Source organism: Actinoplanes sp. CA-015351, assembly GCF_050955685.1.
In the GTDB taxonomy this organism is placed as follows: Bacteria; Actinomycetota; Actinomycetes; order Mycobacteriales; family Micromonosporaceae; genus Actinoplanes.
In genome coordinates, this window is record NZ_CP192102.1 from 7,497,815 (window position 1) to 7,524,267 (window position 26,453).

The 26,453-nt window shown below is 69.4% G+C and carries 28 protein-coding genes; 6 read left to right on the forward strand and 22 right to left on the reverse strand.

The window, feature by feature from the left end; genetic code table 11:
* Positions 1-733: 733 nt before the first annotated feature.
* Positions 734-1,582, reverse strand: a complete 849-nt coding sequence (locus ACQP2E_RS33955; RefSeq protein ID WP_433827065.1) for a 3-hydroxyacyl-CoA dehydrogenase family protein — start codon at positions 1,580-1,582, stop codon at positions 734-736.
* A 125-nt stretch (positions 1,583-1,707) separates the two neighbouring features.
* On the opposite strand from ACQP2E_RS33955, the gene ACQP2E_RS33960 reads away from it, so the two are divergent.
* Entirely contained in the window at positions 1,708-2,040 is a 333-nt protein-coding gene (locus ACQP2E_RS33960; RefSeq protein WP_111654346.1) for a hypothetical protein, read from the forward strand.
* A 6-nt stretch (positions 2,041-2,046) separates the two neighbouring features.
* Here the strand turns inward: ACQP2E_RS33960 and murA are convergent, their stop codons facing one another.
* Positions 2,047-3,336 (reverse strand): UDP-N-acetylglucosamine 1-carboxyvinyltransferase, encoded by a 1,290-nt coding sequence (murA, locus tag ACQP2E_RS33965; RefSeq protein ID WP_433834165.1) that lies wholly within the window; start codon positions 3,334-3,336, stop codon positions 2,047-2,049.
* A gap of 55 nt (positions 3,337-3,391) precedes the next feature.
* Here murA and ACQP2E_RS33970 point away from each other — a divergent pair, with 55 nt between their 5' ends.
* Positions 3,392-3,970: a cob(I)yrinic acid a,c-diamide adenosyltransferase gene (locus tag ACQP2E_RS33970; protein WP_433827066.1), complete on the forward strand. Its 579-nt coding sequence runs from the start codon at positions 3,392-3,394 to the stop codon at positions 3,968-3,970.
* A gap of 279 nt (positions 3,971-4,249) precedes the next feature.
* On the opposite strand, the gene ACQP2E_RS33975 is transcribed toward ACQP2E_RS33970, so the two are convergent.
* The 14 genes from ACQP2E_RS33975 to glyA all read right to left on the reverse strand — a co-directional run bounded on the left by ACQP2E_RS33975 (position 4,250) and on the right by glyA (position 16,029).
* Complete coding sequence (locus tag ACQP2E_RS33975) at positions 4,250-5,092, reverse strand: PhzF family phenazine biosynthesis protein (RefSeq protein WP_433827067.1); 843 nt, start codon at positions 5,090-5,092, stop codon at positions 4,250-4,252.
* A 52-nt stretch (positions 5,093-5,144) separates the two neighbouring features.
* Entirely contained in the window at positions 5,145-5,612 is a 468-nt protein-coding gene (locus ACQP2E_RS33980; protein ID WP_433827068.1) for a DUF2550 domain-containing protein, read from the reverse strand.
* An 8-nt stretch (positions 5,613-5,620) separates the two neighbouring features.
* On the reverse strand, positions 5,621-5,902 hold the full coding sequence (locus tag ACQP2E_RS33985; RefSeq protein ID WP_043524744.1) for a F0F1 ATP synthase subunit epsilon: 282 nt from the start codon (positions 5,900-5,902) through the stop codon (positions 5,621-5,623).
* Positions 5,903-5,974: 72 nt separating this feature from the next.
* Positions 5,975-7,024 (reverse strand): LCP family protein, encoded by a 1,050-nt coding sequence (locus ACQP2E_RS33990; protein WP_433834167.1) that lies wholly within the window; start codon positions 7,022-7,024, stop codon positions 5,975-5,977.
* A 264-nt stretch (positions 7,025-7,288) separates the two neighbouring features.
* Positions 7,289-8,731, reverse strand: coding sequence for a F0F1 ATP synthase subunit beta (atpD, locus tag ACQP2E_RS33995; protein ID WP_433827069.1), 1,443 nt, complete (start codon positions 8,729-8,731; stop codon positions 7,289-7,291).
* Positions 8,731-9,660, reverse strand: coding sequence for a F0F1 ATP synthase subunit gamma (locus ACQP2E_RS34000; protein WP_433827070.1), 930 nt, complete (start codon positions 9,658-9,660; stop codon positions 8,731-8,733). Before ACQP2E_RS34000 ends, atpD begins: the two co-directional genes overlap by 1 nt.
* Positions 9,661-9,662: 2 nt before the next feature.
* Positions 9,663-11,225 (reverse strand): F0F1 ATP synthase subunit alpha, encoded by a 1,563-nt coding sequence (gene atpA / locus ACQP2E_RS34005; protein WP_433827071.1) that lies wholly within the window; start codon positions 11,223-11,225, stop codon positions 9,663-9,665.
* A 76-nt stretch (positions 11,226-11,301) separates the two neighbouring features.
* Positions 11,302-12,123: a F0F1 ATP synthase subunit delta gene (locus ACQP2E_RS34010; RefSeq protein WP_433827072.1), complete on the reverse strand. Its 822-nt coding sequence runs from the start codon at positions 12,121-12,123 to the stop codon at positions 11,302-11,304.
* Complete coding sequence (locus ACQP2E_RS34015) at positions 12,123-12,680, reverse strand: F0F1 ATP synthase subunit B (RefSeq protein ID WP_433827073.1); 558 nt, start codon at positions 12,678-12,680, stop codon at positions 12,123-12,125. Before ACQP2E_RS34015 ends, ACQP2E_RS34010 begins: the two co-directional genes overlap by 1 nt.
* A 25-nt stretch (positions 12,681-12,705) precedes the next feature.
* Complete coding sequence (locus ACQP2E_RS34020) at positions 12,706-12,942, reverse strand: ATP synthase F0 subunit C (RefSeq protein WP_111654357.1); 237 nt, start codon at positions 12,940-12,942, stop codon at positions 12,706-12,708.
* Between the two features lie 76 nt (positions 12,943-13,018).
* Positions 13,019-13,807 carry a F0F1 ATP synthase subunit A gene (gene atpB, locus ACQP2E_RS34025; RefSeq protein WP_433834169.1) on the reverse strand — a complete coding sequence of 263 codons (789 nt, stop codon included), beginning with the start codon at positions 13,805-13,807 and terminating at the stop codon, positions 13,019-13,021.
* Positions 13,808-13,822: 15 nt separating this feature from the next.
* Positions 13,823-13,984, reverse strand: a complete 162-nt coding sequence (locus ACQP2E_RS34030; RefSeq protein ID WP_433827074.1) for an AtpZ/AtpI family protein — start codon at positions 13,982-13,984, stop codon at positions 13,823-13,825.
* Positions 13,985-14,272: 288 nt separating this feature from the next.
* Positions 14,273-14,743, reverse strand: coding sequence for a hypothetical protein (locus ACQP2E_RS34035; RefSeq protein WP_433827075.1), 471 nt, complete (start codon positions 14,741-14,743; stop codon positions 14,273-14,275).
* Positions 14,740-16,029 carry a serine hydroxymethyltransferase gene (glyA, locus tag ACQP2E_RS34040; RefSeq protein WP_433827076.1) on the reverse strand — a complete coding sequence of 430 codons (1,290 nt, stop codon included), beginning with the start codon at positions 16,027-16,029 and terminating at the stop codon, positions 14,740-14,742. The genes ACQP2E_RS34035 and glyA overlap by 4 nt, the downstream gene beginning before the upstream one ends.
* 116 nt (positions 16,030-16,145) lie before the next feature.
* Between glyA and ACQP2E_RS34045 the strand changes: the two genes are divergently transcribed.
* A complete protein-coding gene (locus ACQP2E_RS34045) occupies positions 16,146-17,630 on the forward strand; it encodes an SDR family oxidoreductase (RefSeq protein WP_433827077.1) in 1,485 nt (494 codons plus the stop codon).
* On the opposite strand, the gene ACQP2E_RS34050 is transcribed toward ACQP2E_RS34045, so the two are convergent.
* The 4 genes from ACQP2E_RS34050 to prmC are packed head-to-tail and all read right to left on the reverse strand — an operon-like array spanning position 17,589 to position 20,660.
* Entirely contained in the window at positions 17,589-18,533 is a 945-nt protein-coding gene (locus tag ACQP2E_RS34050; protein ID WP_433827078.1) for an L-threonylcarbamoyladenylate synthase, read from the reverse strand. The two genes, ACQP2E_RS34045 and ACQP2E_RS34050, sit on opposite strands and share 42 nt — an antisense overlap.
* On the reverse strand, positions 18,530-19,117 hold the full coding sequence (locus ACQP2E_RS34055; protein WP_433834171.1) for a phosphotyrosine protein phosphatase: 588 nt from the start codon (positions 19,115-19,117) through the stop codon (positions 18,530-18,532). The genes ACQP2E_RS34050 and ACQP2E_RS34055 overlap by 4 nt, the downstream gene beginning before the upstream one ends.
* A gap of 1 nt (position 19,118) precedes the next feature.
* Complete coding sequence (locus ACQP2E_RS34060) at positions 19,119-19,763, reverse strand: L-threonylcarbamoyladenylate synthase (protein WP_433834173.1); 645 nt, start codon at positions 19,761-19,763, stop codon at positions 19,119-19,121.
* A gap of 24 nt (positions 19,764-19,787) precedes the next feature.
* Positions 19,788-20,660 carry a peptide chain release factor N(5)-glutamine methyltransferase gene (gene prmC / locus ACQP2E_RS34065; protein WP_433827079.1) on the reverse strand — a complete coding sequence of 291 codons (873 nt, stop codon included), beginning with the start codon at positions 20,658-20,660 and terminating at the stop codon, positions 19,788-19,790.
* 82 nt (positions 20,661-20,742) lie between these two features.
* Here prmC and ACQP2E_RS34070 point away from each other — a divergent pair, with 82 nt between their 5' ends.
* The 3 genes from ACQP2E_RS34070 to ACQP2E_RS34080 are packed head-to-tail and all read left to right on the forward strand — an operon-like array spanning position 20,743 to position 24,908.
* Entirely contained in the window at positions 20,743-22,239 is a 1,497-nt protein-coding gene (locus ACQP2E_RS34070; RefSeq protein ID WP_433827080.1) for a GGDEF domain-containing protein, read from the forward strand.
* Positions 22,240-23,550, forward strand: coding sequence for a PQQ-binding-like beta-propeller repeat protein (locus tag ACQP2E_RS34075; RefSeq protein WP_433827081.1), 1,311 nt, complete (start codon positions 22,240-22,242; stop codon positions 23,548-23,550).
* The gene (locus ACQP2E_RS34080) at positions 23,550-24,908 is read left to right on the forward strand and encodes a PQQ-binding-like beta-propeller repeat protein (protein WP_433827082.1); all 1,359 of its coding nucleotides are present in this window, start codon (positions 23,550-23,552) and stop codon (positions 24,906-24,908) included. Before ACQP2E_RS34075 ends, ACQP2E_RS34080 begins: the two co-directional genes overlap by 1 nt.
* Positions 24,909-24,925: 17 nt before the next feature.
* Here ACQP2E_RS34080 and prfA read toward each other — a convergent pair whose 3' ends face one another.
* Entirely contained in the window at positions 24,926-26,017 is a 1,092-nt protein-coding gene (gene prfA, locus ACQP2E_RS34085) for a peptide chain release factor 1 (protein WP_433827083.1), read from the reverse strand.
* An 81-nt stretch (positions 26,018-26,098) separates the two neighbouring features.
* Positions 26,099-26,323 (reverse strand): 50S ribosomal protein L31, encoded by a 225-nt coding sequence (gene rpmE, locus ACQP2E_RS34090; protein ID WP_111651844.1) that lies wholly within the window; start codon positions 26,321-26,323, stop codon positions 26,099-26,101.
* Positions 26,324-26,453 lie beyond the last annotated feature (130 nt).

Genomic DNA, 26,453 nt, shown 5'->3' on the forward strand with positions numbered 1-26,453 from the left:
CTGGCGTAGAAGCGGGCACACGGAGGCTCGATCTGGCGTAGGCGCGGGCACACGGATGCGGTCTGTGTGACTTCACCATGGCCAGGGCGTGGACCCGGGCACACGGAGGCGTTGTGTGCGACCTGGTCCACCCCGCGAACCGTGCGCCAGCCGAGCCGGCCCCAAGCACAGTCCCGTGACCCTTTACACCGCGCCACGCGCCAGCCGGACCAGCTGGCGTCATGGGCCGCATCGAGGTACTTGAGCACGATCCGCGGATGCCTGCCACCGGTCCGCCGGTCCGTGCGAGCCGTAGCGCAGAGAGGTCATCGCGCCGGATGACCTACATGCGCTACGGCTGGAGTCATCGCGGCCAGCTCGCGCCGCTCAGCCGGACACGCCTAGACGAAGGCACACCGTGAGCTCTGGGCCAGCCTGAACGAGGGCACACCGTGAGCTCTCGGCCAGCCTGGACGAGGGCACACCGTGGGCTCCCGTCCAGCCCGAACGAGGGCACACCGTGAGCTCTGGGCCAGCCTGAACGAGGGCACACCGTGGGCCCTCGGCCGGCTGGGGATTTTGGTGGGCCCGTCGGGGCGGGGGTGTGATGCCTTTGCGGGCTGGGGGCCGGGTCACCGGCGGTAGCCGCCGCAGGCGGGGTGCGGGCTGAGTGCGTTTGTGGTGGGCGTAGGGCGTATCCATGAAAAAGCCGGTGCGGCGGGAGGCCGCACCGGCTCACAGAGAGTGACCAGGGTCAGTACTTGTAGAAGCCCTTGCCGGTTTTGCGGCCCAGGTCGCCGGCGGTGACCATGCGCTGGAGCAGCTCCGGCGGGAAGAACTTCTCGTCGGCGGTGTCGCGGTAGATGTTGCCGGCGGCGTTCAGCATCACGTCGAGCCCGGTGAGGTCGACGGTGGCGAGCGGGCCCATGGCGTGGCCGAAGCCGAGCTTCATCACGGTGTCCAGGTCCTCGGCGCTGACCACGCCGGACTCGACCAGTTTGATCGCCTCGACCAGGATCGCCGAGAAGAGGCGGTTGGAGACGAAGCCGGCCACGTCGCGCTTGACCTCGACGCAGGTCTTGCCGACCCCCTCGGCGTACGCACGAGCGGCGGCCAGCGTCTCGTCGGAGGTCTGGTAACCGCGGACCAGCTCGACCAGCTTCATCATCGGCACCGGCGAGAAGAAGTGGATGCCGACCACCGACTCCGGCCGCGAGGTGACCGTGGCGATCTGGGTGATCGGGATGGCCGAGGTGTTGGTGCCGAGGACCGCGCCGGCCTTGCAGATCTTGTCGAGCTGCTTGAAGACGTCGTGCTTCGCCTCGATCTTCTCGTAGATCGCCTCGACCACGACGTCGGCCTCGGACGCGGCGTCCAGGTCGGTGGTGGTGGTGATCCGCGACAGGGTGGCGTCGACGTCCGCCTCGGCGATCCGGCCCTTGACGGCGAACCGGGTCAGCGACTCCTCGATCGCGGCCAGGCCACGGTTGAGCGAGGCGTCGTCCACATCCCGGATGGTGACCTGCCACCCGGCCTGCGCCGAGACCTGCGCGATGCCGGAGCCCATCAAACCGGAACCGATGACCGCGAGCCGACCCGCCATGTTCCACTCCATTCATCCTCAAACGTTGACCCACCTTAGCCGGGTTACTTAACGCTGATTCAGCACGGGTTCTCGATCGGGTCAAATCCCATGAAATCATCGCTGGGCGGTGCCACACTGTGCGCATGGCCACGAGCGACGGCTGGTACCTCATCGGACCGTTGATCGCCGTCGGTCTTGTCGGCTTTCTCGGCGCGGTCTTCTGGCGAATGGGCCTGCAGCCCACCGGCGCACCCGGCGCGGAACCGGACGGTCTCTCGATCTTCTCGGAGTGCGAGGACTACGGACTGCTCTGGCCCGCGGCGGTCACGGAGGACACCGAGGTAGCCGACGAGATCCGGCGGCTGCTCGCCGATGCGGGCATCCGAGCGACAAGTGCGACCCGGCGCGACGGCCGGGTCACCGTGCTGGTCTTCGCCGAAGAAGTGGAGGAGGCACGCCGGCTCGCACAGAGCTAACGGTTCTCAGAAGTCGAACGTCGGCTCCGGCACGTCGGTCCGTTCCACCTCGACGCCCAGGTTCGCCAGGTCGGAGACGAAGTCCGGGTAACCGCGGTCGATGTGGTGGACCTCGCCGACCTCGGTCACCCCGTCGGCGCAGAGGCCGGCGATGACCAGGCCGGCGCCGGCACGGATGTCGGTGGCGCGTACCGGCGCTCCGGAGAGCCGGTCCCGGCCGTTCACCACGGCGTGGTGGCCGTCGGTACGGATGTCGGCGCCCAGTCGCACCATCTCGTTCACGAACATGAAGCGGCCGTCGAAGATGTTCTCGGTGATCAGTGACGAGCCCTCGGCCACGGCGGCCAGACCCAGCGCCATCGGCAGCAGGTCGGTCGCGAACCCCGGGTACGGCAGCGTCACGATGTCCACGCTCCTCGGCCGGTCGGTCATGCGTACCCGGAACTTGTTGTCACCGGGCTCGACAGTGGCGCCGGCCTGGACCAGCTTGTCCAGGGCGATGTCCAGGAACTCCGGGCGGACGCCGTGCACTGTGACGTCGCCACGGGTCATCGCTGCGGCGTACGCCCACGTGCCCCCGACGATCCGGTCACCGACAGTGGTGTGCTGGACCGGCTTGAGCGGCCCGTCCACCCCCTCGACGATCAGCGTCGACGTGCCGGCGCCCTCGATCTTGGCGCCCATCGCGGTGAGCATCTCGCAGATGTCGACGATCTCCGGTTCCCGGGCGGCGTTGTCGATCTCCGTGACGCCGCGGGCCAGAACGGCCGCCATCAGCAGGTTCTCGGTGGCGCCGACGCTCGGGAAGTCCAGCCAGATCTTGGAACCGCGCAGTCCCTGCGGCGCCGACGCGATCACGAAGCCGTGCTCGTTGGAGATCTCCGCACCCATCCGGGCCAGGCCGGACACGTGCATGTCCAGCCCCCGGGAGCCGATCATGTCGCCGCCGGGCAGCGCCACCCGGACGAACCCGCGCCGGGCCAGCAGCGGGCCGAGCACGCAGATCGACGCGCGCAGCCGCCGGACCAGGTCGTAATCGGCCTCCGCACCGGGCTCGGCCGGCACGTCGATGATCGCCTCGTTGCCCTTCAGCTCGACGTCGCAGCCGAGCCGGCGCAGCACCTCACCCATGATGGCGATGTCCGTGATGCGCGGGACGTTCGCCACCACGCTCCGGCCCTCGGCCAGCAACGCGACCGCCATCAGCTTCAGCGCCGAATTCTTCGCCCCGCCGACAGCGACGTCACCGGCGAGCCGCGCGCCGCCCTTCACCCTGATCACATCCACGCGGGCAATCGTAGGGTTCCCACGCCCGCGCCGCCTCGTAGGGTCAGCTCGTAGGGTGGGTCGCATGGCCGTACATCTCACCCGCATCTACACCCGAACCGGCGATGCCGGGCAGACCCGTCTGGTCAACAACGAGGTCGCACCGAAAACCGCGCCCCGCATCGCGGCTTACGCGGACGCGGACGAGTGCAACGCCGCGCTGGGCGCGGCCCTCGCCCTTGGCGATCTCCCTTCGGGGGTACGCACAGTGCTCTCCCGCATCCAGAATGATCTCTTCGATCTCGGGGCCGACCTGGGGAACCCGCTCTCGTCGGAGCCGCCGGCCTATCCACCGCTGCGCGTCACCGAGGACTACGTGACCCGCCTTGAGGGCTGGTGCGACGAGTTCAACGAGCAGTTGAGCGCGCTGGACAGCTTCATCCTCCCGGGCGGGACCCCGGGCGCCGCCCTGCTGCACGTGGCCCGCACGGTGGCGCGGCGCGCGGAGAGGTCGACGTGGGCCCTGATCGAGGCCGAGCCGGACACCACGAGCCTGCTGCCCGCCAAATACCTGAACCGCCTCTCCGACCTGCTGTTCATCCTCTCCCGGGTGGCCAACCCGGACGGCGACGTGAAGTGGGTCCCCGGCGGCCAGCGCCCCTGACCGCCCACCCCGCCGCAGCTCCCGCCCGCGTGTTGACTTCAGGTGCGATCCGCACCCCAACTCCACACACCCGCCACGCCCCGCCACGCCCCGCCACGCCCCGGCACGCCCCGGCACGCCGCGGTGCGCCTGGCGGGACCGCCCTCGGTGGGCTGCGGCGCGTTCGGCGCGCATGGCCGGATGCTCGCGCATCGGCATGTGGTGGCACTGGCTCGCGGTGTGAACCGGTGATGTGTGGTCGCTTTTGGTGCGGCCGTTGCGCGTACCCAGGGAAAAGCGTCAGAAAGGCGCCTGGAGCGAGCCGTCGATGACTGTCACGGCTCGGCCTCGCAGGAGGGTCCGGTCGCCGCGGAGGGAGACCTGGACGTATCCGCCTCGGGGTGACGCCTGGTAACCGGTCAGGTCGGAGCGGCCCAGGCGGGCTGCCCAGTACGGGGCCAGGGCTGTGTGTGCGCTTCCGGTCACCGGGTCCTCGTCGACGCCGACGGCCGGGCCGAAGAAACGGGAGACGAAGTCGTGGCCGGAACCCGGCTCGGCTGCCGCTGTGACGATCACCCCACGGCCGGAGAGCGGGGTCAGGGCACGCAGGTCGGGGACGATTGCCCGGACCGTCTTCTCGTCGGCGACCTCGACCAGAAGGTCGTCGGTGTCCGGGCCGGTGTGGTGGACGGCCAGCACCCCGACGCCCAGCGCCGTGACACCCAGCGCCGTGACACCCAGCGCCGTGACACCCAGCGCCGCCGCCAGGTCGGGATCGGTCTCGACCGGTGTCAGCGGGGCGGTCGGAAAATCGAGGGTGATCAGGCCGTCGTCGACGGACGCCCTCAGGACGCCGCTACGGGTGGCGAAACGGATCGGGGCGGCCGGGTTCAGCACGTGGGCCGCCGCGAGCGTGGCGTGGCCGCAGAGTGCCACCTCCACAGCCGGCGTGAACCAGCGCAGGGCCCAGTCGGCGTCGCCGCCCTCGGGCAGCGGGTGCAGGAAGGCCGTCTCCGCGTGGTTGACCTCGGCGGCCACCCGCTGCATCCAGTCGTCGGACGGAAAGGCGTCGAGCAGCAGGACGCCGGCCGGTGCGCCGGAGAACGGCTTGTCGGTGAAGGCGTCGACGATTCGGATCCGCATGGGACCGACGTTAGAGCAGGTCACCGGCGTGCGGCGAGAACCAATCCGGCTTTCATGGCTCGGTCGGGCGCGGGCCGAACACCGGCCGGCTGCGCAGCGCGCTCGGGTCTCGCGGCGGCCCCGCCTCCAGCCAGGAGCTGAAGCCGGTGACTGTGGTCTCCGCCATCGCGATCTCGATCTGGGTGCCGCTGCTCACGCACCGCAGAACCACCCAGTGGCCGGGCATGGTGAGGCGTTCCGGCCCACTCGGCAGGCGCCGCTCCTCGACCGCGAGAAACCGCCGGTCCAGGACACGCTTGGGGCGGATCGCCAGGCTGAACATGCGGTGGAACCGGAGCTCGTCACCGACGAACTGGCCGAGCCCGGGAGACCAGCCACGGCCCGGGACCATCGTGCTGATCCGGACCTGGAGCCGAATGGTTCCGCCGCCGGCCATCAGCAGCCGGCGGCGGAAGAAGATTGCGAAGAGGAGCGCGAGCAGAGTGACGATACAGATTCCGGCGATTTCCAGAACCCGCATCGCCGGCGTCAGTGCGACTCGGGCGTGGCCGGCGTGGCGCTCTCGGCGAGCACCGTGACGCCGTTCGCGTCGATCGAGAGGAAGCCACCGGCCACGTCGTAGGTGAGCTGCTCACCACCGGCGAGCTTCACACGGACCTGTGACGGCTCCTTGAGCAGGCCGAGCAGCGGCGAGTGGCCGGGGAGGACACCGATCTCACCCTCGGTGGTGCGCGCGACGAGCATCTCGGCCTCGCCGGCCCAGACCTTCTCCTCGACGGCGACGACCTCGACGTGCAGCTGGTTGGCCACGCTGTCTCCCTCTGACTACAGAACCTGAACGGGTGAAGTCTAAACGGCTGCCCGCGCCGACGTGGTACGGGGTCAGCTGTTGACGTTGACGAACCCGGGATGGTCGAGCAGGAACGGCGCGATCTGGTCGTCCTTGACCGCCTCGAAGAACTGCTCGTAGTCGCCGCTGAGCTGTTCGCCGAGGTATTTGTTCGACCCCTGCTCGAAGAGGCCGCCACCGGGCAGCTTGATCGAGGTCATGTCGTCGGTGTTGACCCCGCGCAGCGCCACGGCCCAGTCGAGGACGCTGTTGCCGCCACCGTCGAAGGTGAGCGAGTCACCGGCGGCGTCCAGGATCGAGAGCAGTTTCGTCGGGTTGGACACGACGTCCTTGCTCATCGCCTGCTTAGCCATGGCCTTGACGAACTGCTGCTGGTGCCGCTGCCTGTCGTAGTCGCCGTTCGGCAGCGTGTAGCGCTGACGGACGTAGTCGAGCGCCTCCCACGCCTCCAGGTGGTAGGTGCCTTTCTTGTACGTCTTCTGCGGCCCGGTGTACGGGTGGGCGCACTTGTCACAGCCAGGGATGCGCGGGCGCGCCTTGCCGTTCGGCTGGAGGTGCTCGGATTTCACGTTCTGGTCGATCGTCATGGTGACGCCGCCCATGGCCTCGACGATCTGCTTGAAACCGCCGAAGTTGATGATCGCGCCGGCGTCGAACGTCTTGATGCCGGTGAGTTTCGTGACCGTTTTCGCCAGCAGCTGGAAGCCCTGCTTCACGTCGTGCTCGCCGTTGCCGACCGAGCTCCCGTACGACATCGCGGCGTTGATTTTCGACTTGCCGCCCTTGAAGCCGGTCGGCTCGAAGGCGGGGATGTCGACGTAGAGGTCGCGCGGGATGGAGAAGAGGTAGACCTGGTCCATGCTCGCCGGGATGTGCGCCACGATGATCGAGTCGGAGAGCGGGGCGGTTTTCGTGTCACGCGGGTCGATGCCCGCGAGCAGAATGTTGATCGGGCCCTTGATCTCGGATTTCTGGGTGGCCGCGGCGGGGTCTCCGATCAGGGTCCCACCGGCGTCGACCGCACTCGTGTACCGCGAGATCAGCGCGTTGCCGCCCACCAGGACGCCACCGCTGACGACCATGAGCACACTGCCGAAAACGGCGCAGAGTCTCGTCCACAACGGCGCGCGACGCTTAAAAGACTTAGCCACCCGATCCCCAACCTCTGCCGGCAACGCGCGGCCAAGAGTACCCGAGGTTCGGGCATACGCAGGCACCTTCATTCCCCTTCACAGCCTGCGGAAACACACTCACAGGTTGGATGAACGCAGAGGAATCAGGCGAACACGCAGAAGCCGCGCCGGCGTACTGCCGGCGCGGCTTCTGTCGATCGAAGAGGGGCTGGATCAGCCCTTCATCAGCTCGTGCGCGTTCTTCTCGAGGTCCTCGAGGCCACCGCACATGAAGAAGGCCTGCTCGGGGAAGTTGTCGTACTCACCCTCGGCGATCTTCTTGAACGCCTCGATGGTCTCCTTCAGCGGGACCGTCGAGCCGGGAACGCCGGTGAACTGTTCCGCCGCGTAGGTGTTCTGCGACAGGAACCGCTCGATGCGGCGGGCCCGCTGGACCGTGACCTTGTCTTCCTCGGAGAGCTCGTCCATACCGAGGATGGCGATGATGTCCTGCAGGTCCTTGTACTTCTGGAGGATCCGCTGGACCTCACGGGCGACCGCGTAGTGCTCGGCGCCGACGAACTCCGGCGCCAGGATCCGCGAGCTGGAAGCCAGCGGGTCCACGGCCGGGTAGATGCCCTTGTCGGAGATCGACCGCTCGAGGTTCGTGGTCGCGTCGAGGTGCGCGAACGTGGTGGCCGGCGCCGGGTCGGTGTAGTCGTCGGCGGGCACGTAGATCGCCTGCAGCGAGGTGATCGCCTTGCCACGGACCGAGGTGATCCGCTCCTGGAGCTCGCCCATCTCGTCAGCCAGGGTGGGCTGGTAACCCACGGCGGACGGCATACGGCCGAGCAGAGTGGAGACCTCGGAACCGGCCTGGGTGAACCGGAAGATGTTGTCGATGAAGAGCAGCACCTCCTGGTTCTGGACGTCACGGAAGTACTCCGCCATGGTCAGAGCGGTCAGGGCGACCCGGAGACGGGTGCCCGGCGGCTCGTCCATCTGGCCGAAGACCAGGGCGGTCTTGTCCAGAACGCCACCCTCGTCCATTTCCAGGATGAGGTCGTTGCCCTCACGGGTGCGCTCGCCGACGCCGGCGAACACCGAGGTGCCGCCGAAGTTACGGGCAACTCGGATGATCATCTCCTGGATGAGCACCGTCTTGCCCACGCCCGCGCCACCGAACAGGCCGATCTTGCCACCACGCACGTACGGCGCGAGCAGGTCGAGCACCTTGATGCCGGTCTCCAGCATCTCGGTCTTCGGCTCGAGGTCCGCGAACGCCGGCGGCTTGCGGTGAATCGACCAGCGCTCCTGGATGTCCAGCGTCGACGGGTCGACGTTGAGCACCTCGCCGAGGGCGTTGAACACGTGGCCCTTGGTCACGTCGCCGACGGGCACCGAGATCGGCGCGCCGGTGTCGGTGACCGCGGAACCGCGGACCAGGCCGTCGGTCGGCTGCATCGAGATCGCGCGGAGCAGGTTGTCACCCAGGTGCTGGGCGACCTCCATGGTCAGCTTCTTGGTGCCCTCGGAGAGGGTGACCTCGACGTGCAGCGCGTTGAAGATCGCGGGCATGGCGTTACGGGGAAACTCGACGTCGACGACCGGGCCGATGACCCGGACGACGCGGCCGACGCTGGTCTCCGTCTTGGTGGGCTCAGCAACAGCAGTCATCACACATCACTTCCTGCCGCGGCCAGCGCGTTGGCGCCGCCGACGATCTCACTGATTTCCTGGGTGATCGCAGCCTGCCGCGCGGAGTTCATCTCGCGCGTGTACCGCTTGAGCAGATCGTCGGCGTTGTCCGACGCGCTCTTCATCGCCCGCCGGCGCGAAGCCGACTCGCTGGCCGCCGAGTCCAGCAACGCCGCGTAGATCCGCGTGTTGAGGTACTTCGGAAGCAGCGCGTCGAGCAACTCGTCGGCGTCCGGCTCGAACTCGTACGCGGGACGCAGGCCAGTGGATTCCTCGGCCTGTTCCTCGACCTGCACCGGCGCAAGCGGCTTCGCCTGTGCGGACTGCGTCATCAAGGACTTGAACTCGGTGCTCACGATGTGCAGCTCGTCCACGCCCGCGATGTTCTCCGGGCCGAACGTGCCGTCCGCCGTGGAACCGGCCGCGAACGCCTCGATCAACGCGTCGCCGATGTTCTTGGCGTCGGCGAACGACGGGCGCTCGGAGAAGCCGGTCCAGCTCGCGGCAACCTCACGGTTGCGGAACCGGTAGTAGCCGGTGCCCTTACGGCCCACCACGTACAGCGCCACTTCCTTGCCTTCCGATTTCAGCTGAGCGATCAGCTGCTCGGAGGCGCGGATGGCGTTGGCGTTGTAGGCGCCGGCCAGGCCACGGTCACTGGTGATCAGCAGGACACCCGCCCGCTGGACGCGCTCACGCGCGACCAGCAGGGGGTTGTCGACCGAAGCGTTGGACGCGAGCGCACCGAGAACCTTGGTGATCGCCTCCGAGTAGGGCCGGGAAGCCTTCACCCGTTCCTGCGCCTTGGCGATGCGGCTGGTCGCGACCAGCTCCTGCGCCTTGGCGATCTTCTTGGTCGACTTGACGGTGCGGATACGCCGCCGAAGCGCCTGTACCTGACCGGCCATGCCTAGCTACCGCTCTCGGTGGAACCGCTCTGGAAGACCTTCTTGAACTCGACGACGCCCGACTTCAGGCTCTCGATGTTGTCGTCGGTCAGCAGGTTCGTCGACTCGACCGCGGTGTAGACGTCGCTGCGGTGCTTCTTCACCCACTGCAGGAATTCCTGCTCGAAGCGGCGCACGTCGCCGACCGGGACGTCGTCGAGCTGGCCGGTGGTGCCGGCCCAGATCACGATGACCTGGTCAACCGTGGAGTACGGCGAGTACTGCGGCTGCTTGAGCAGCTCGACCAGGCGGACGCCCTTCTCGAGCTGAGCACGCGACGCCTTGTCCAGGTCGGAGGCGAAGGCCGAGAAGGCCTCCAGCTCACGGAACTGGGCCAGGTCGAGGCGCAGCCGGCCGGAGACCGTACGCATGGCCTTGACCTGCGCCGAACCACCGACGCGGGAGACCGAGGTACCGACGTTGATCGCCGGGCGGACACCCGAGGCGAACAGGTCGGTCTCCAGGAAGATCTGGCCGTCGGTGATCGAGATGACGTTGGTCGGGATGAAGGCCGAGATGTCGTTGGCCTTCGTCTCGATGATCGGCAGACCGGTCATCGAGCCGCCACCCAGCTCGTCGGAGAGCTTCGCGCAGCGCTCCAGCAGGCGGGAGTGCAAGTAGAAGACGTCACCCGGGTACGCCTCACGGCCCGGCGGGCGGCGCAGCAGCAGCGACACGGCCCGGTACGCCTCGGCCTGCTTGGTCAGGTCATCGAAGACGATCAGGACGTGCTTGCCGTTGTACATCCAGTGCTGTCCGATGGACGAACCGGTGTACGGGGCGATGTACTTGAAGCCGGCCGGGTCGGAAGCCGGAGACGCGACGATCGTCGTGTACTCCAGCGCGCCCTGCGCCTCCAGGGTGCCCCGGATGCTGGCGACGGTGGAGGCCTTCTGGCCGATCGCCACGTAGATGCAGCGGACCTGCTTCTGGGGGTCGCCGGACTCCCAGTTGGCCTTCTGGTTGATGATCGTGTCGAGCGCGACCGTGGTCTTACCGGTCTTGCGGTCACCGATGATCAGCTGGCGCTGGCCGCGGCCGATCGGCGTCATGGCGTCGATAGCCTTGATGCCGGTCTGCAGCGGCTGCTTCACCGGCTGCCGCGCCATGACGTTCGGCGCCTGCAGCTCGAGCTCGCGGAAGCCTTCGTTGGCGATCTCGCCGAGACCGTCGATCGGCTTGCCCAGCGCGTCGACCACGCGACCCAGGAAGGCGTCGCCGACCGGGACCGAGAGGACGCGACCGGTGCGCTTGACCGGCTGGCCCTCCTCGATCTTCGCGAAGTCGCCCAGGATCACGGCGCCGATCTCGCGGACGTCCAGGTTCGACGCGACACCCAGGGTGCCGTCGGCGAATTCGAGCAGCTCGTTCGCCATTACCGAGGGCAGGCCCTCGACATGCGCGATTCCGTCGCCCGCATCGGAGACGATGCCGACCTCCTCGCGGGAGACCTCGGGCGAATAGGACGAGACGTAGCGCTCTAGCGCCCCCCGGATCTCGTCCGAGGAGATGGTCAGCTCGGCCATCCTCTGCCTTCTCTGTCTAGCTCGGGACGTCGCCGCCGCCGAGGGGCCTTCTCGATAAGAAATCGAGGGGAAAGGACTATTTAGCGAACGCCTGCTTGGCGGCGTTCAGCCGGCGCAGGATCGTGCCGTCGTAGAGGTCGGATCCGACTCGGACGCTGGCACCACCGATGATCGATGGGTCGACGTCGACTTTCAGCGACACTCCGCGGCCATAGATGGCGGACAACTTCGCGGCCAGGGCGGTCTCGTCGGCGTCGGTGAGCGGCTTGGCCACCGTCACGTACGCCACCTCGCGGTCCCGCTTCGCCGCGGTCAGCTCGACCAAACGGTTCAGCGATGCCACGAAACCACGGCCACCGAAGCCTTCCAGCGCCACCTCGACCAGTCGGCCGGTAGCCACGTGGACCTTGCCCTTGAGCAAAGCCTGTACCAGCTTAACCCGCCGTTCGAGCGCCGCACCGGGGTCACTCAGCGTGACCTCCAGCGTGGAATCACCCGAGACGATCTGGCCGAACCGGAACAGCTCGTCCTCGACGTCGGTCAGCTTGCCGTCACGCTCGGCCGTGGCCAGCAGGGTTTCCACCCCAAGGCGCTCGGTCGCGTCCAGCAGCTCCACCGGCTTGGAGAAGCGGCCGGACACCAGGGCGCCCAGCACGTTCGCCGTGGTCTCGGAGACCTTGCCGGACAGCAGCGACCGCACCAGCTCGGCGCGGTCCGCGCCGGGCCGGGACGGGTCGGTCAGCGCCCGGCGCAGCCGGGGCTGGGCCCGCAGCAGGCCGGCCACCGACAGAATCTCGTCGGCGACCGATGCCAGCTGCGTAGCCGTTGCCGTCGCGGTGTCCGCGGTCAGCCGGTCCGACGCCTCGCCGTAGGCCTCGCGGCTTACGCTCGACGTCATCAGCGCCGCCCACCCGTGGTGCCGGCGGTGTCGAGGTCCGCGATGAAGCGCTCGACGGTGCCGCGGGTGCGGGCCTCGTCGGCAAGAGTCTCGCCGACGATCTTGCCGGCCAGGTCGACCGCGAGAGTGCCGACCTCGGAGCGAAGCTCGCGGAGGATCGACTCACGCTGGGTGGCGAGCTGCTCGTTGCCGGCCGCGATGATGCGGTCCGACTCCTCGCGAGCCTTGCCCAGCACGTCCTGACGAATGCCCTCGGCGTCCGCCCGGGCCTCGTCACGGATGCGCGCGGCCTCGGTACGGGCCTCGGCGAGCTGCGTCCGGTACTGCTCCAGCAGCTCGTTCGCCTCGGCCTGAGCGGCCTCGGCGCGCTTGATGCCACCCTCGATGGCCTCGACCCGCGCCTGGAACGTCTTCTCCATCTGCGGGAAGACGAACTTGATCAGCACGAAGCAGAGCACCGCGAAGGCAACCGAGCCGACCACGATCTCTTGCCAGATCGGGATGATCGGGTTGTGCTCGGTGGCGCCTTCTTCAGCGGCCAGATAGAGGTTGATCATGGACACCTCCCAACGAGGCAGAAAGTCAGGAGATCGGGCCCTGCCAGATGAAGCCGAACGCGATGCCCAGCAGCGCGAGCGCCTCGATGACGGCGAAGCCGATCCAGACGTACGGGAGGGTCAGGCGGGACGACTCCGGCTGGCGCGCGGTCGACTGGATGTAGGCCGAGAAGACCAGGCCAACGCCGATGCCGGGGCCGATCGCAGCGAGACCGTAACCGATGGCGGCGGTGCTGCCCTCAACGGCGGCGAGAAGGTCCATTGCTAATTCCTCCTGGTATCTCACGTGAGTGTCACGCGGGACGACAACGGGGTGTAACTAATGGTTCGGGTGGTGCTCAGTGCTCGTCTGCGAGCGCGCCCTGGACGTAGCTCGCGGTAAGCACCGTGAAGACATAGGCCTGGAGACAGATCACCAGGAACTCGAGCAGCGTGAGTGCGACAGTGAGCACCCAGGACAGCACCGAGATCGGCGCCAGCAGGACGTTCGCGTTGATCATCGCGAAGCCGCCCAGCGTGAACACCAGCAGGAGCATGTGGCCCGCGAACATGTTGGCGAAGAGACGAACCGCCAGCGAGAAGGGCCGCACGATGAAGTTCGAGAAGAACTCGATCGGGATCAGCAGCGGCAGGATGAACCACGGCGCCGGCGGGAGCAGCGCGTGCTTGAAGTACTTCAGCGGGCCGTGGTGCCGCATACCGACATAGATGAACATCACATAGCTGATCACCGCGAGGACCGCCGGGAACGCAATGTGCGACATCGGCGACATCTGGATCAGCGGCACGATGCCGAAGAAGTTGTTCACCAGGATGAACAGGAACAGCGTCGTCAGGTACGGCGCGAAGCGCACACCCGCCGGGCCGATCATGTCAACCGCGATGTTGTTACGGACGAAGCCGTAGGCGCTCTCAGCCATCCACTGCTTCTTGGTCGGTACCAACTTCGGCTTCCGGTACGAGACCAGGAAGAAGATGATGATCGCCGCGACCGCAACCCAGATGAGCAGCGTTACCTTGGTGAACCAGTAATTGTCGTGCTCGCCCCAAGGCAGGATGCTGGGCAGGTAGAAGTCCTCGACGCTGGGCGGGAACGCCGCCGCGAGGACCGTCGACTGACCGATCACCATGGCCCTTTCCTGTCAGGCGCCGAGCCGGCGCACGATGAGGTACACACCACCGGCGACTCCGAGGACGGCGCCGAGGCCGGCGAATATGCCCTTGGTTCCGACGAAGTGGTCAACCAGCCAACCGATTCCACCCCACACCAACATGCCCGCGATGAGGTAGGAGACGGCGGTCATGCCCACTCCCGTGTCGGGAGGTGGTTGCTGCTGACCCTTGTCACCGCGAGATTCGGGGGGAGGTTCTTGGCCGGTCATGACGGCCCGAACGATATCAGCAGGAAACACGAAGCTAAGCGGGACCCCCCGCACAACCTTCGTTGTCCAGGCGTCAGAGGTCTCGCAACTGGAAGGACACGGTACTCCTGTCACGCCAAAACGGAACACGGCACGAGGGAGGGGGTCACCAGATCGTGGTCGCTTGACCGAGTTGGACCCTCCTGACCAGCCAGGACACCGTGCCCTAGATCACTTTCGCGGCGCTCGCCGGTACATCCACCAGGCCTGCACGCCGGTCCACACCATGACGCCCGCGACGATGCCCAGGCCGAGTGCCGTCTTGCCCGACCAATCCGCCGAGACGCCGTAGGCGAGGATCACGCCGAGAATCGTGTACTTCACCGTATATGTAAGCAGACCGAGCGGCATGAGAAGTGCCGGACGAACCGTGTCAGCCCAGGCGATGACCAGGGTGCTCATCGTGTAGCTGATGGTCACGATCAGAACGCCGGCCGCCGCGCCGACCGCGGACTGCGCGCCGCCGGTCAGGAACCCGGCCGAGGCCGCGAACAGCAGCAACGCCATGCAGACCGCGGAGAGGAACGGCAGATGCTCGACCCGCCAGCGCGGGTCGGCGGGAAGCGCTGCGAGATCCGGGAGCGGACGCTCCGGCTCCTCGTCCTGTACGGCGGGAACCGTCACCGGTCCACTTCCAGTCACGCCAGAACCTCCTGTTGTTGATAGATCGGAAAACGCCGGACCAGCTCCGACACTTCCGTGCCCACCTCGCCCAGACGGCTCTCGCCGCCGGCCGTCGCCGGGTCGCTGCGCACCGCCGCCCCGATCAGGGCCGCGATCCGCCGCATCTCGTCCTCCCCCATGCCCTGCGAGGTGACGCTCGGCGTGCCGACCCGGACTCCGGAGGCCACGGCGGGCTTCTCCGGATCGTACGGAATCGCGTTCTTGTTGAGCGCGATCCGCGCTCTGGCGCAACGCGCCTCGGCTTCCGCTCCCCGGACGCCCAGCTCGCGCAGATCGAGCAGAGCGAGATGGGTGTCCGTGCCGCCGGTGACCGGGCGCATGCCCTCGGCGGCCAGCCCGGCCGCGAGGGCACGGGCGTTACGAACGGTCTGCTGAGCGTACCTCCGGAAGCCCGGCATGGCCGCTTCGCGCAGCGCCACCGCTTTCGCCGCGACCGTGTGCATCATCGGGCCGCCCTGCGCGAACGGGAAGACCGCCTTGTCGACCCGCTGAGCCAGCTCCTCGCGGCAGAGGATCATGCCGCCGCGCGGGCCGCGCAGCGCCTTGTGGGTGGTGCAGGTGACCACGTCGGCGTGCGGCACCGGCGACGGGACGGCCCGCCCGGCGACCAGGCCGATCACGTGCGCGGCGTCCACCATCAGGTAGGCGCCCACCTCATCGGCGATCTCCCGGAACAGACCAAAATCAATCAACCTTGGGTACGAGGCCGAGCCGCAGATGATCAGTTTCGGACGGTGCGCGAGGGCCAGGTCCCGGACCTCGTCGTAGTCGATCTCCTCGGTCCCCGGGTCCACCCGGTACGCGATCGGATGGAACCACTTGCCGGAGAAGTTGGCCCGGCTGCCGTGCGTGAGGTGTCCGCCGTGCGGCAGGCCCAGCGCCAGCACCGGGTCACCGGGCTCGGCCAGGGCAGCGTACGCGGCAAGGTTCGCCGAGGCGCCGGAGTGCGGCTGGACGTTCGCGTGCTCGGCGCCGAAGAGCTCCGTGGCCCGCTCGATGGCGAGCTGCTCGGCCCGATCCACCTGCGCGCAGCCGCCGTAGTAGCGATTGCCCGGGTAACCCTCGGCGTACTTGTTCGCCAGCGTGGAGCCGAGAGCGGCGAGCACCGCCGGCGAGGCGAAGCTCTCGCTCGCCACCAGCTGAAGGGTTTCCTGCTGACGAGCCAGCTCGTCGAGGAGGACGGTCGCGATCTCCGGATCGTCGCGTTCCAGCGCGGCGAAGTCCGGACCCCAGAAGGTGCCCACCTGGCCTCCCCTCGCGAAACCGCGAAACCCTGCGTTTCGCAGCATATGGCTTCGAAGGGCCCTCGCGCGGGCACAGTCTTTTATGAGGTTGAATTCGGCTGGGGAAGGAATCGGACATGCGATGTCTCGTCACGGGCGCGACCGGTTACATCGGCGGGCGCCTGGCGCCTCGCCTGCTCGAAGCCGGGCACACGGTCCGCTGCCTGTCCCGCAGCGCCGGCCGGCTGCGCGACGTCCCGTGGGCCGACCAGGTGGAGATCGTCCAGGCCGATCTGAGTGATCCGGCCACCCTGCCCGCCGCGATGGAAGGCGTCGAGGTCGCGTACTTCCTGGTGCACTCGCTCGGGCAGCGGGACTTCGAGCGGCGTGACCGGGAGGCGGCCCGCAACTTCGCCGAGGCGGCCCGCGCCGCCGGGGTACGCCGGATCGTGTACCTCGGTGGTCCCGAGCCGGCGCCCGGCGACCGCCCTTCGCCGCACCTGCGCTCGCGTGCCGAGGTGGCCCGGATTCTGCTGGACAGCGGCGTACCGACGGCCGTGCTGCGCGCCCCGGTGATCATCGGCTCCGGCTCGGCCTCGTTCGAGATGCTCCGGTACCTGACCGAGCGCCTGCCGGCCATGATCACACCGCGCTGGGTGAGCAACCGGATCCAGCCGATCGCGGTCCGTGACGTGCTCCGGTACCTGATCGGCGCGGCCGGGCTGGCACCCGAGGTGAACCGGGGCTTCGACATCGGCGGCGCGGACGTGCTCACCTACGCCGAGATGATGAACCGGTACGCCAAGGTGGCCGGCCTGCCCCGGCGGATCATCGTGCCGACCCGGGTGCTCAGCCCCTGGCTCTCCGCGCACTGGGTCGGCCTGATCACCCCGGTGCCGCACGCCATCGCCCGGCCGCTGGTGGCGAGCCTGGTGCACGAGGCGATCGCGCACGAGAACGACCTGACCGGGATCCTCGGTTTCGAGGAGCCGCTCGGCTTCGACGAGGCCGCCCGGCTGGCACTCACCAAGATCCGGGACGCCGACGTGGAGACCCGCTGGACCGGCGCCTCCGGCCGGGACGCGGCGGCCGAGCCACTGCCCAGCGACCCGGACTGGTCCGGTGGCAGCGTTTACGTCGACGAGCGGTCCCGTCCGGTGCAGGCGCCCGCCGACCAGCTGTGGCGGGTGATCGAAGGCGTCGGCGGCGAGAACGGCTGGTACTCGTTCCCGCTGGCCTGGTCGGTGCGTGGCTGGATGGACCGGCTGGCCGGTGGTGTCGGCCTGCGCCGCGGCCGGCGCGACAAGCACCGGCTGCGGGTCGGCGAGGCACTGGACTGGTGGCGGGTCGAGGAGATCGAGCCGGGCGCGCTGCTGCGGCTGCGCGCCGAGATGCGGGTACCGGGCCGGGCCTGGCTGGAGATGCGCGCCGAGCCGGACGGCGAGGGCGGCAGCGTGTACCGGCAGCGGGCCGTCTTCCTGCCCCGCGGTCTCGGCGGGCACCTTTACTGGGCCTCGGTGCTGCCGTTCCACGGGATCGTCTTCAACGGGATGGCCCGCAACATCACTGCTACCGCTGAATCATTGAGCGGCAGCGCGGGACAACCTGTCGCGCACCGCTAGCCACTCCTCGGTCTGCGGCGGCTCCTGGACCAGGATCGTCGCGACACCCGCGTCGTCAAGGCGGTGCAGCGCGGCGTAAAGGTCGGCGGCGTACTCGGCCGGATCCGCGGAGAGGATCTCCGCGAAGGGACCTTCCTCGAAGGCCAGGACACCGATCGGTTCGGCCAGATCGGATCGGTCGGCGTCCTGGACGTCCTTGCGGAGGACGACCCGGGCGCGCGGCGCGTAATGCCGCCGGCTCATCCCGGGTGAGTTACGTGCCGTGCCGTCCTCGGTCTCCGCATCGGGCAGGGTGATCGCCCCGGCCACGTCGCGCAGCTCCCGCAGGCCGAGCGCGCCCGGCCGGAGCAACCGCGGCACCGCGCCGGTCAGGTCCAGCACTGTCGACTCGATGCCCCATGAGCAGGCGCCGCCGTCCAGCACCAGCGGCACATCCGGCAGGCTGCGCACCACGTGCTCGGCGGTGGTCGGCGAGATGCTCTCGGTCCGGTTCGCACTCGGCGCGGCGAGCGGCAGGCCGGACGCTTCCAGCAGGCGCAGCGCGACGTCGTGCGCCGGCACCCGGACCGCGACCGTGTCGTTCGCGGCGCCGATCCCGGGCAGGTGCCGGGCCCGGCGGACGACCAGGGTGAGCGGGCCGGGCCAGAACCGGGCGGCCAGCTCGTCGGCCTGCTCGGGCCAGGTCTCGGCGAGGTCCCGGGCCGCCGCCACGTTCGCCACGTGCACGATCAGCGGGTTCCAGCCGGGCCGGTTCTTCAGCCGGTAGATCTCGGCGACCGCCTTCTCCGAGAAGGCGTGTGCGCCGAGGCCGTAAACGGTCTCGGTGGGGAACGCGACCACCGAGTCAGCAGCCAGGATTTCGACCGCGCGGCGAATCCCCTCGGCGTCCGGCGAAAGGATCACGGGAGGAGGAGCGTGGCGAACGGGACCGTGGTGTCCTCGATCTCGTCGCCGATGCGCTGGAACGTCTGGTCGCCACGGCCCCACGGGTCGTCCAGGTCGTCGCCGGGCTGCGGGTCGCTGTCGCCACGCAGCCGGGCGGCCGCCGCGACGATCGCCGCGCCCCGGACGTGCACGGCGTCCGGTTTCGGCTCGGCCGGCGGCAGGGCGGACGTGTCGATGCCGGCCAGCAGCCGGCCGAACTCGCCGAGCACGAACGTCCGCTCGGCGGCGTCCGGGCGCAGCGCGACCACGTAGTCGTACTGATCGGAGGTGGCGGTGAGGATCAGGTCGGCCTCGTCGATGAAGTCGCCACGCAGCTTGCGGGCGGCGAAGCCGTCGTCGGAGCCGCGCCGGGCACGGACCTGGCGGGCCGCCGGCGGGTTCATCTCCTCGCCCTCGTGCCAGCCACCGGTGCCGGCGCTGACGCTGCGGAGCAGGTCGGGCTCACCGGACCGGTCCCGCACGGCCCGGGCCAGCAGGCGCTCGGCCATCGGCGACCGGCAGATGTTGCCCATGCAGATGTGCAGGACGGTGAACGGCGCCACGTCAGGCCTGCCCATCGACGATGTCGGGAACCACGTCACGCAGTTTCTCAAGAGGGATGGCGCCGGCCCGCAGCACCACCGGCACGTCGCCGGTCACGTCCACGATCGTGCTGGGCGCCGGGTCGAGGGCGGGACCGGCTTCGAGGTAGACGCGAACCGCGTACTCCAGCTGGTCGCGGGCCTCGTCGGCGGTGAGCGGGGCGGGCGAGCCGAGCTTGTTCGCCGTGGTGACGGCCATCGGGCCGACCTCGCGCAGCACCTCCAGCGCGACCGGGTGCAGCGGCATCCGCACGGCCACCGAGCCGCCGGTGTCGCCGAGGTCCCACTGCAGGCTGGGCGAATGCTCCACGATGATGGTGAGCGCACCCGGCCAGAACGCGTCGGCCAGCTCACGGGCGGCCCGGGGCAGCGAGTAGACCAGCCCGTCCAGGGTGTGCCGGGAGCCGACCAGCACGGGCGGCGGCACGCGCCGGTCCGAGCCGCGGGCGTGGTGCAGCTGGGTGACCGCATGGGCGGTGAAGGCGTCCGCGCCGACGCCGTAAACCGTGTCGGTGGGGAAAACCACTAGTTCGCCGCTCTTTACCGCCTCGACGGCCGCCGCGATGCCACGGTCCCGGTCGGCGACGGTGGCACAGTCGTAGAGCATCACGACGTGCAGTCTGCCATGCCTTTACCTAAGGCGAGCGGTCGCATATCTCGGGCGGCCGGTGAGGTCGTCGTGTGCCGTCACCTCGGCGAACCGGCCGTCGGCATCGAGCAACCCGGGCACGGCCGCGCCGTGCACGTCGTCGTGCTCGATGCCGAGTCGGCCGCCGGGGCGCAGCAGCTTCGCGGCGAGAGCGATCACCGGGCGGATCACGGTGAGCCCGTCGCCGCCGCCGAAGACCGCCTCGGCAGGGTCGTGGTCGGACACCTCGGGAGAGACGGGAGTGCCGTCCGGGACGTACGGCGGGTTGCAGAGCAGCACATCCACCTGACCGTGCAGATCGGACAGCAGATCAGGATCGGTCACGTCCCCTTCGATTACGCGTACCGAAGGGAAGGGTGTGGCGTTGCGCCGCAGCCAGCGCAAGGCGGACGGTGAGCGCTCGACGGCAATCACCTGGCCCGCTTTCGACTCGTCGGCGACCGAGAGCGCGATCGCGCCGCTGCCGCTGCACAGATCCACCACTGTCGCGCCCGGCGCGGTCTGCTCGATCCCCCACCCGGCCAGCAGCTCCGTCTCCGGGCGGGGAATGAAGACACCGTCGCCGACGGCGAGTTCCAGATGGCGGAACGCGGCGGTGCCGAGCAGGTGCTGCAACGGGATGCGGCGGGCGCGCTCGGCGACCAGCTCACGAAAACGCGCCGACTCGCCCGGACGCATCGAGTCGATGATGAGAAGTCGTCCGCGGGGCACGTCGAGCACGTGCGCGGCCAGCAGTTCCGCATCGACCCGCGGTGATGCGACCCCGGCGGCGGCGAGTTCAGCCGCCGCGGCGGCCAGTTCCGGTGCCAGACGGGTTCGATCCGCGCTCTCGCGGGGGTGTTCGTGGCTCGCCATCACGGCATAATCATGAGACGTCGCGCACGCAGGAGGTCGGCCGGGTGACCCTTCGGCGCGCCGAAGCCGTGGGAGGCGCCGGGTGGGTTGGTTGGACCAGCTCGCGAAACATGTCGAGGATCTGCGCCGGGCGGGGCAACTGCAACAGAACGGGCGGTCCGCGCAGGCACTTCCGATCCTCGATGCCGTTCTGGCCGCGTCCGACGACCCTCTGACCCGGGCCTACGCCCTGGTGCAGCGGTTCGGTGCGCTGATCAATCTCGGTCGGGTCGCCGAGCTCTCCGCCGCGATGGCCGCCGCCTCCGAGGCCGTGCGCGAGGTTCCCGACCCCTATCTGCGCGGCCAGATGCACGCTTTCGCCGCCCTCGGCGCGCACCTGCAGAGCAATCTGGACCGTGGCGTGACCCATCTCGTGCAGGCCGCCCGGGCGCTGGCCGCCGTGCCGGAACGTGACTCGGAGACCGCGTGGGGCTGGCACGATCTCGCCATGGCGTACTCCTATCTGGGTTTTCACGGCCAGGCGCTGACCGCCATCGAGCAGGCCCGGGAGGTGGGCGCGAGCGCCGGCCTGGCGCCGGAGATCTTCGCGGCGCCCGGCATCCGGCTGCGCAACGCCGTCGCGCTCGACCATCAGGGCGACACCGACGGCTGCCTGCGGGTGCTGCGCGACATCGACGCCGAACTCTCCCGGTACATCGCGACCGACCAGCTGCGCCCCGGCAGCCGGACCGTCTACGGGTACGCACTGGCCCGCCGCGCCGCGCTGGGCGAGCCGACCGGCGGCGACGCCGCGCCCTGGCTGATCGGCGGCGGCGACAGCGTGCGCACCCGGGACCTGCGGCACCTCGGCGCGGTCTGCCTCACCATCGCGGACGGCAAACCGGAGCGGGCTCTGTCCATGCTGGAGGCGGTTCCGGTCTCCGCCGAGGTGCTCGGCGCGCCCGAGCCGGCCCGGCTGCGCAGCATCTGCCACGCCAGCGCCGGCGACCACGCGGCCGCGCACGCCGCCGATCGGTACGCGTTCCGCCTCGCCGCCCAGCGCATCGACCAGCTGCGCGACGGCTACCTCGACGGCGTGGCCGCCCGCCTGGACGCGCAGGAGACCCACCGCGACCCCGGCCGGTACGGCGACGAGACCCTTGTCGACCCGCTCACCGGGCTGCCCAACCGCCGCCAGCTGGAGCGGTACGTGGAAACGCTGCTGGCCCGTGGCGAACGGGCCGCGATCGGCATCTGCGACATCGTCGGGTTCACCGCGGTCAACGCCCGGCACGGCCGGCATCGCGGCGACCTGGTGCTCCAGCGCATCGCCGGCGTGCTGCACAAGACGATGCGCCGCGGCGACTTCGTGGCCCGGTTCGCCGGTGACGAGTTCGTGCTGGTCCTGCCGGGCGCCGGGCCGAGCCAGGCGGCCGAAGTGGCCCGCCGCATCGGCGCTGCCGCCGACGCGGAGAACTGGCAGGGCCTGGTTCCCGGCTCGCCGATCGGGCTGGCGGCCGGCTGGTCCGAGGTCGGCCGCAACGGCCGCGGGCTCAGCGCCGCCCTGGCCGCCGCTGCAGCGAGCCGGAAACAGACGTAAATGGCATTGATCGAGCTCGGCGACATGACCGACGCCCGCCCCGTTCCGGTGGCGGACCCGATCACCGCCGGGCTCGACCGCCGCCGGGTCAAGCCGGCCGTCCTGCTCGTGGTGCTGGCGCTGGTGCTGGCCTGCGGCGGCGCCGTCCGGCCGGAGTCACCCGGCCTTCGCCAGCTGTGGACCGCGCCGTACAACTCGGAGAAGAGCATCGTGCTCTCCGCCGACATCCTCTACCTGGTCAGCGGCGGTGACCGGGCCGAACTGGAGGCGTTCTCGCTGGCCGACGGGCGGCGGCTGTGGCGCTGGGGCACCGACGCCCATCTGATCAATGTCAACCCGGCGCCGGGTGGCGGGCCGGTGCTGGTCTCGGTCGACCCGGCCTCGGCCGGAACAGCGGACGGGCCGGCCGCGCTGGCCTCCCGGACCACGATCGCGCTGCGCGCCGGTTCCGGTGCCGAGCTGTGGCGCCATGCCGGCGAACCGCTCTGGCAGGGCGTCGATCGCGACGACGCGCTGTTGTCCGAATTCGATCCCCTAGGCGGCATCGCGGCGGTGTCCCGGGTCCGCGTCGAGGACGGCGCGCCGATCTGGACCAGCCGGGGCAGCACGGTCAGGGAAGCCATCGTCGAGATCGCCGGCGGCCGGCTGAACCGGGTGATCACCAGGACCACGGCCGGCGACGTCACGGTCCTGCGGCACGCCGACGGCACCCGCGAGGCCGCTGCCGCGCGGCTCGCGCCGGTCAAGGACGGTTACAACGACTTCGGCGCCCGCGACGGCCGGCTCTGGGTGGCCGCGTCCGAGCCCGACTCGGCCGGGCCGACCCCGGTCGGTGTCTACCGGCTGGACACCCTCACCGAGTCGGTGCGCCACGACGACATCACCAACTGCGGCACGATCATCTGTTCCTGGGGGCAGGGCGGCTTCCTGGCGCTCGACCCGGCGAACGGCCGCGAGCTGTGGCGCAGCCCTGAGATCATCGCCTCCGTGGTGACCGACGATCGACTTCTGACCGACCAGCAGACCGGCAGCGAGCACACCCTCCTGGACAGCCGTACCGGCCGGGCGCTGTCCGGCAGCGTGCACGGCTGGGTGGCCTGGGCCGACCGCTGGGACGACGAGATCCTGCTGCTGCGCCCGTCGGCCGAGCCGATCGGCCGGACCGCGGTCACCCGCATCGATCTGCGTACCGGCCGGACCGACCTGCTGGGCTCGCTCGAACCGCTGCCCGACCAGCAGTCCTGCCGGACCACACCGGGTTATCTGATCTGCACCGGCTGGGACCGGGTCATCGTCGCCGCGGTGCCCTGATGGCCGTTATCGACCTGGGCGAGTACAACGTACCCATCGAGCCCGAGCCACCCGGCCCGAAGTCCGAGTTCAACCCCCGTTCGGTACGCCGGATGCTCCTCGCCGGCATCGTCCTGGCCTGTGCGCTGCTCATCGGTTCCGGTGCGCCGCCCGCCATGCCGCTCGTCCGGGATATCTGGTCGGCGCCGATCACCGATCAGGACTCGATGACGATCCGCACCGACGGCGTCTTCGTCTTCCGCAGCACCGGGATCAACCAGGTGGACCTCACGGCTTACGAGCCGGCCACCGGTGACGTCCTCTGGTCGCGGTCCAGCGAGGGCAACGTCAACTGGACGTACCAGGGCGAGGAAGCCGGGCTGCTGCTGATCCCCGGCGACGAGAAGTTCTCGAACATCGAGTACGACGACGGCAGCTTCGGCCAGATCTCGTACGGCGGCACCACCACGGCCCTGGACGCGCGGACCGGGGAACGACTCTGGAAGGCGACCGGCGAGGTGCAGGCGGCGGCTTCCGCGTCGGTGCTGCTGGCCGAGCGCAACACGGACGGGAACTTCGTGTCGGTGTGGCTGGCGGATGCGCGTACCGGCGCCGAGATCTGGCGCCGCCCGGCCGGTGAGGCGCTGCACCTGATCATCAAGAACGAGGGTCCGGCGCCGGTGCTTGTCGTCCTCGCCGACCCGACCGGCCGGACCACGGTCCTGCGATACGCGGACGGCTCGGTCATCCGGGAGAAGCAGCTGCCGTGGACCCCGGCGCAGCCGGTCAGCGGCGTCGACACGTACCTGACCGTCGCCGACGACCTGGTGATGGTGAGCCGCAACGACCCGGCGAAGGCCCGGCTCGCCGCCTATCGCACCGGCAGCCTGGAACGGCTGTGGGAGATCGAGGCGCCGTCGTACTCGTACCTGATGGAGTGCGGTCCGATCCTCTGCCTCGCCGACGGCATGACCCTGCAGGGTCTCGACCCGCTCACCGGCCGCAAGGTCTGGGAACGCGCCGGCGAGTCCAGCGGGCTGATGCTGGTCGGCGGTTACATCCTCGCGTCGAGCAACACCGACCCGCCGGCCCAGTTCCTTGTCGACCCGGCAACCGGGGAGCAGATCGGCGCCGGTGGCGTGGGCTGGCCGGTACGGTACGAGCCGTTCAACGGCTCGATCGTGCTGCTGCACCGGATCTACGGCGAAGGGCCGCTGCGTGACGCGGTCGACCATCTCGACCTCACCACCGGCGAGGTCACCCGGGTCGGCCAGCTGGAGTCGTCGGCCGACCAGGTCGAGGGGTCACGCTGCGACGCGGCCGGCCGTTACCTCGCCTGTCAGCGGACCGGCGAGGTAGTAATCACTTCTATCGGCTGATTACTTTTGGCGGCTGTTTATTTTTGGCGGCTCAGCTCGGTCTCGCCGGCCAGCCGGGCTTCCCGGTCGGCCTGGGCCAGCGCGTCGAGCACGCCGTCCAGCTCACCGCCGAGGACCAGGTCGAGGTTGTACGCCGTGTACCCGATGCGGTGGTCGGTGATCCGGTTCTGCGGGAAGTTGTACGTGCGGACCCGCTCCGAGCGGTCCACCGTACGCACCTGGGACTTGCGCACGTCGCCGGCCGCCGCGTCCGCCGCCTCCTGGGCCTGCACGAGCAGCCGGGACCGCAGGATCCGCATGGCGGACTCCTTGTTCTGGAGCTGGCTCTTCTCGTTCTGGCAGCTCACCACGGTGCCGGTGGGCAGGTGGGTGATCCGGACTGCGGAGTCGGTGGTGTTCACCGACTGGCCGCCGGGGCCGGACGAGCGGTACACGTCGATCCGCAGGTCACCGGGCTCGATATGAACCTCGACGTCCTCGGCCTCGGGCAGCACCAGCACGCCTGCCGCCGAGGTGTGGATCCGGCCCTGGGACTCGGTGACGGGCACGCGCTGCACCCGATGCACGCCGCCCTCCCACTTCATCCGGGACCAGACGCCGTGGCCGCCCACCGGAACACCCTTGGTCTTCACGGCGACGGAGATGTCCTTCACCCCGCCGAGGTCCGACTCCTGCGAGTCGATCACCTCGACGACCCAGCCGTGCCGTTCCGCGTACCGGGTGTACATGCGCAACAGGTCGGCGGCGAAGAGCGCGGACTCCTGACCACCCTCACCCGCCTTGATCTCGACGATCACGTCCTTGGCGTCGCTCGGGTCGCGCGGCATCAGCATCTCGCCGAGCTTCTCCTCAAGCGCCGGGAGCACGGCGGCGACCGCCTCGACCTCGGACGCGAACGCCGGGTCCTCGGCGGCCAGCTCCTTCGCCGCGGCCAGATCGGCGCGGGCCGCCTCCAGCTCGTTGTGCGCGGCGTTCAGCGGCGCCAGCTCGGCGAAGCGGCGGCCGACCCGGCGCACCAGCGCCTGGTCAGCGTGGATGGAGGGGTCCTCCATCTGCCTCTCCAGGCCGGCGTACTCATCGAGAAGCATTGTCAGACGGTCGTTGCTCATCGATCTCTCCCAAGCCTTCGAGCGGACCCACATGCGAACGGCGCCCGTCCCGGAAGACCGGGACGGGCGCCGTTGAAGCAGTTACTTCTTCTTCGCGGCAGTGACCTTGGCGTACTTCGCCTGGAACTTCGCGACCCGGCCCGCGGTGTCGAGGACGCGCTGCTTGCCGGTGTAGAACGGGTGGCAGGCGCTGCAGGTCTCGACGCGGATCTCGCCGCCCTTGGCGGTGCTGCGGGTGGTGAAGGTGCTGCCGCAGGAGCAGACGACCTCGGTGGTCGTGTACTCGGGGTGAATGCCGCTCTTCATGATTACTCGGTCCCTCTCGATGATCAGGTCGCCGGGTCGCCTCACCTGCTGGAAAGGCGTGAACCGGAACCTCTACTGGCCGATGTACCAGTCTGCCATGCCCCGGTCGCCTTCCGGAAATCAGGCGGCG

Bases quoted from the DNA above. Each gene is read 5' to 3' on its own strand.
- ACQP2E_RS33955 (WP_433827065.1), bottom strand. From the start codon at position 1,582: ATGGCGGGTCGGCTCGCGGTCATCGGTTCCGGTTTGATGGGCTCCGGC.
- ACQP2E_RS33960 (WP_111654346.1), top strand. From the start codon at position 1,708: ATGGCCACGAGCGACGGCTGGTACCTCATCGGACCGTTGATCGCCGTC.
- ACQP2E_RS33970 (WP_433827066.1), top strand. From the start codon at position 3,392: ATGGCCGTACATCTCACCCGCATCTACACCCGAACCGGCGATGCCGGG.
- ACQP2E_RS33975 (WP_433827067.1), bottom strand. From the start codon at position 5,092: ATGCGGATCCGAATCGTCGACGCCTTCACCGACAAGCCGTTCTCCGGC.
- ACQP2E_RS33980 (WP_433827068.1), bottom strand. From the start codon at position 5,612: ATGCGGGTTCTGGAAATCGCCGGAATCTGTATCGTCACTCTGCTCGCG.
- ACQP2E_RS33990 (WP_433834167.1), bottom strand. From the start codon at position 7,024: ATGGTCGTCAGCGGTGGCGTCCTGGTGGGCGGCAACGCGCTGATCTCG.
- atpD (WP_433827069.1), bottom strand. From the start codon at position 8,731: ATGACTGCTGTTGCTGAGCCCACCAAGACGGAGACCAGCGTCGGCCGC.
- ACQP2E_RS34000 (WP_433827070.1), bottom strand. From the start codon at position 9,660: ATGGCCGGTCAGGTACAGGCGCTTCGGCGGCGTATCCGCACCGTCAAG.
- atpA (WP_433827071.1), bottom strand. From the start codon at position 11,225: ATGGCCGAGCTGACCATCTCCTCGGACGAGATCCGGGGGGCGCTAGAG.
- ACQP2E_RS34010 (WP_433827072.1), bottom strand. From the start codon at position 12,123: ATGACGTCGAGCGTAAGCCGCGAGGCCTACGGCGAGGCGTCGGACCGG.
- ACQP2E_RS34015 (WP_433827073.1), bottom strand. From the start codon at position 12,680: ATGATCAACCTCTATCTGGCCGCTGAAGAAGGCGCCACCGAGCACAAC.
- ACQP2E_RS34020 (WP_111654357.1), bottom strand. From the start codon at position 12,942: ATGGACCTTCTCGCCGCCGTTGAGGGCAGCACCGCCGCCATCGGTTAC.
- ACQP2E_RS34030 (WP_433827074.1), bottom strand. From the start codon at position 13,984: ATGACCGCCGTCTCCTACCTCATCGCGGGCATGTTGGTGTGGGGTGGA.
- ACQP2E_RS34045 (WP_433827077.1), top strand. From the start codon at position 16,146: ATGCGATGTCTCGTCACGGGCGCGACCGGTTACATCGGCGGGCGCCTG.
- ACQP2E_RS34060 (WP_433834173.1), bottom strand. From the start codon at position 19,763: ATGCTCTACGACTGTGCCACCGTCGCCGACCGGGACCGTGGCATCGCG.
- prmC (WP_433827079.1), bottom strand. From the start codon at position 20,660: ATGGCGAGCCACGAACACCCCCGCGAGAGCGCGGATCGAACCCGTCTG.
- ACQP2E_RS34075 (WP_433827081.1), top strand. From the start codon at position 22,240: ATGGCATTGATCGAGCTCGGCGACATGACCGACGCCCGCCCCGTTCCG.
- ACQP2E_RS34080 (WP_433827082.1), top strand. From the start codon at position 23,550: ATGGCCGTTATCGACCTGGGCGAGTACAACGTACCCATCGAGCCCGAG.
- prfA (WP_433827083.1), bottom strand. From the start codon at position 26,017: ATGAGCAACGACCGTCTGACAATGCTTCTCGATGAGTACGCCGGCCTG.
- rpmE (WP_111651844.1), bottom strand. From the start codon at position 26,323: ATGAAGAGCGGCATTCACCCCGAGTACACGACCACCGAGGTCGTCTGC.